This is a genomic window from Nocardioides sp. P5_C9_2, from assembly GCF_054049555.1.
This window is the reverse complement of the sequence record NZ_JBFUMD010000477.1, coordinates 1-2,973: the sequence shown is the minus strand read 5'-3', so window position 1 is coordinate 2,973 and position 2,973 is coordinate 1. Positions and strand designations below refer to the sequence as shown.

General features: G+C 65.6%; 5 protein-coding genes. 1 reads left to right on the top strand and 4 read right to left on the bottom strand.

The annotated features are described in order from the left end of the window. Positions 1-55 precede the first annotated feature (55 nt). The gene (locus ACXJKL_RS18410) at positions 56-850 is read right to left on the bottom strand and encodes a hypothetical protein (protein ID WP_457208451.1); all 795 of its coding nucleotides are present in this window, start codon (positions 848-850) and stop codon (positions 56-58) included. Positions 851-1,137: 287 nt separating this feature from the next. Beyond that, positions 1,138-1,485, bottom strand: coding sequence for a hypothetical protein (locus ACXJKL_RS18405; RefSeq protein ID WP_457208450.1), 348 nt, complete (start codon positions 1,483-1,485; stop codon positions 1,138-1,140). 222 nt (positions 1,486-1,707) lie between these two features. Between ACXJKL_RS18405 and ACXJKL_RS18400 the strand changes: the two genes are divergently transcribed. Next, positions 1,708-1,992, top strand: a complete 285-nt coding sequence (locus tag ACXJKL_RS18400; protein ID WP_457208449.1) for a hypothetical protein — start codon at positions 1,708-1,710, stop codon at positions 1,990-1,992. A 130-nt stretch (positions 1,993-2,122) separates the two neighbouring features. Here ACXJKL_RS18400 and ACXJKL_RS18395 read toward each other — a convergent pair whose 3' ends face one another. Both ACXJKL_RS18395 and ACXJKL_RS18390 read right to left on the bottom strand, forming a co-directional pair. Then, a complete protein-coding gene (locus tag ACXJKL_RS18395) occupies positions 2,123-2,617 on the bottom strand; it encodes a hypothetical protein (protein ID WP_457208448.1) in 495 nt (164 codons plus the stop codon). A gap of 8 nt (positions 2,618-2,625) precedes the next feature. Continuing rightward, positions 2,626-2,910: a hypothetical protein gene (locus ACXJKL_RS18390; protein ID WP_457208452.1), complete on the bottom strand. Its 285-nt coding sequence runs from the start codon at positions 2,908-2,910 to the stop codon at positions 2,626-2,628. Between the last annotated feature and the right edge of the window lie 63 nt (positions 2,911-2,973).

The following is a 2,973-nucleotide window of genomic DNA, read 5'->3' as shown; positions in this document are numbered from 1 at the left end:
GTGCAATCGCTGCACGCCAGCGTCCGAAATCGGTCGGGCAGGGCGACTTCGAGCCTCAGGCGGTGCCGCGAAGGAGGTCGTGGTGCGACGGGGCAGGGAGGTCGGGCAGGTCGCGCACGCGGGTGAGTCCGAGGTCCAGGTCGCGGCGCGACAGCCCGTGGTCACGGATCACGATGGCGAGGGGCTGGTCGGTGTTCAGGGTCTCGTGGGTGACGCAGGCCTTGAGCAGACGCTGGGTCATGGTCCAGCCGTGCCGGTCCGCGAAGCGGCGAGCCGCAGCCCAGTCGTGTGCGCTCGCGCAGGGTGCGGCACCCTGAACGCGCCGAGCCTCCCGGGCTGCGGAGACGGCCGCGATGAAGGCCGCGCCCTCCTCGTCGTCAGCGATCGCGTGCGCACGTTCGAGGATCCGGCGCATGGTTGCGACTTCGGTGTGGGCGACCAGGTTGTCTGTCCGCTCCTCGGGTGTCCGCTTCTCCGCGCGCCAGGGCAGGCCGCGGTGGACGGCCTGCAGGCGTCGGGTGATGCCGCGCTTGTTCTCCTTCGTCTTCTTGCCCACCTGCAGGGACGTGTCGAACGAGAGCAGGGTGGAGTCGCTGAGGGCCTCGTCGAGCGTCACGGGTCGTCCGCGCTTGACCAGGTGCGCGACGACAGCGCCGAGGAGCTGGATGTCCTTCTCCACGCGCAGCCGCGTCATGGCACCGGCGCGGAGCACCAGCTGCACTGCGTCGTCGGCGATGCGGGCCCAGTTCTCCTCGGTCACGCCGGTGGGTCGGTAGGCCTTGAGGAAGCTGTCCAGCGCCTCAGGTGCGTCGATGGACTCGGAGGTGTTGGAGGCGTCGTGTTCTGTCATGGCGCCGACTGTCCGTAGTCGTTGCCACCCGGCAACCACCGCACTTTGGAGTTGCGCCGCTGCGACGGCGCCTGGAGCGTCGCCGCAACGTGCCACTCGTGGATACCTGGGCGAAGTATCCGTGCGTATCCGGTCTGTGCTGCCCGTCCGGCGGGCGCTCGAGCACGCCCACCGCGGTGCTACCGACGCCACTAGATCCCAACGGCTCGCGGAGGGACGGGTGCGCGTGGTCCGCACAACAGTGGGGCGGGCCAGATCGGCCCACCCCACTGCATGATGTCCGGCCGTCAGGCCGCGAGCGGTGCGCCTCCACCGTTGTGCACCGCGATGGCGTGGCACAGGCTGCAGGTCGCAGCCGTGACCATCGGGTGGTGTTCAGCCGCCATCTCCTCGTCGACCCAGTCGCCGACGTGGTCCTCGTAGACGTCGGGGAACTCGTCGGCCAGGACCTGCTCCACCTCCAACTGAAGGAGGTAGAGCTCAATGTGCTCGTCGAGTCCGTGTGACCGGTACTCGGCGACGAGGTGCGCCACCCGCTTGCGGGTGTACAGCAGGTTCTCCAGGCGTCGGCGGCGCTTGACCTCGGGGAGATCAGTGACGTGTCGACCCGCTCGGCTCAACTTGTTTGTGGACATCCGCCCTCCTGGGCGTTTGGTGCCCGGATCGGCCTGTATGCCGGGCCGTGGCACGGAGCGCCGAAGCGCTCGAAAGAGACCGTCAGCGCTGCCGCCTGTCTCTCAAGTGCAGCCCAGCTCACCGGAGTCCGTGCGGCGATTGCTCAGCGTCCCAACTCTCAGAACCGTCCCGCCTCGCCACGGTGCGCAACCCGCGCACCGACGACAAGACAGGACCCTGCAATGGACCACCCCTTCGACACCCTGACCGCCGACGCTTCCCACGGACGCGACATCATCCTCGGCCTGCGGAACATGGACATCCGCGTCGTCGTCGCTGATGAGGCCACCAAGTTCATGACCTGCGGGTCCAGCTCCTCGCCGGAGCCCGCGCACATCACCGTCGGGGCCAAGTTCCAGCCCAGGGACGAGCTCGGCCAGTTCGTGCCCTACTGGGTGGTTGCTCTCGAGGTCGTCAACGACTTCATCGACATCGAGGAGGACTACGGGTTCGAGGATGGAATCTGACCGCTGGGGTAGGTGCCGACAGTTCTAGTTGTTATCGGCGACGCCGCCCGGCGACCCCCACGTCTAGGACGGATTCGACGCCCGCTCTGCCCGAAGCAACTTCGGCCGTCACATGCCGGACGAGTCCCACTCAGAAGGATCGTCCCTGTCGGACCTCGTCTACCGCTGCGCGCAGCGCCGCGTCCTGAGTCCAGACATCGAGGTCGACCACAGTCAGGTCGAGTTGAAGTCGCAGTCGTCGAAACTCAGTCAAGATGACAAGATCTCCCATCTCCAGATTCTGGCTAGCGAGCGACTCACTGATGCTCTGGTGGTTGCTAGCCGGATTGAGGATCTCCTCGATGAAGTCCTGGCCCCATTCCAGTTCAGTGAACGTCCACGGCGTCACACCTGCGTGCGTTTGAGAAATCACGGACTGGAATCGCTTCGCGCACTCTCGACGGTGGTGGCCGTTGTCGATACGTGAGATGTGCGCACCGGTCTCGATCAGCGTTCCCGCCGGAATCTGAAATGTCACGCCGTTGGACTGCTTCGCGAGGAAAGCCGCCTCGATCTCCTCGACGTGTTCGTGCTCGCCAGGGACGCGAAGCAGTTCGACGAGGATGGAGGTGTCGAGCAGTTCCACTCGGCGCCTCATGACGCGAAGATGTCAGCGATCGATCGAATAGGCTTGTCCGGTTCAGGACGCAGTTTGCCGCGTGTTAGAGCCTGCCCAACCCCGGCTCCGCTTACGAGCTCCACGTACCTCGGATGATCCACGAGACGTCGCAACTGGCTGCGGCCCGACTTGTCTCGCTCGCAGATTACTACTCCTCTGTGATCGGTAGGCTCCATCGCGTCGAGGAGTGCCGGGCTATGGGTAGTCGCAAGCAACGTCACATCGTGGGCGCTGGCTTCATTCCGCAGGAGCTCCAGCACCTGGGCACCCTGACTCGGGAAGAGACCGTTCTCGATTTCCTCGATCACAAGAGTGGTTCGTAC

Coding starts and splice junctions, on each gene's coding strand:
- ACXJKL_RS18410 (WP_457208451.1), bottom strand. CDS start 850: ATGACAGAACACGACGCCTCCAACACCTCCGAGTCCATCGACGCACCT.
- ACXJKL_RS18405 (WP_457208450.1), bottom strand. CDS start 1,485: ATGTCCACAAACAAGTTGAGCCGAGCGGGTCGACACGTCACTGATCTC.
- ACXJKL_RS18400 (WP_457208449.1), top strand. CDS start 1,708: ATGGACCACCCCTTCGACACCCTGACCGCCGACGCTTCCCACGGACGC.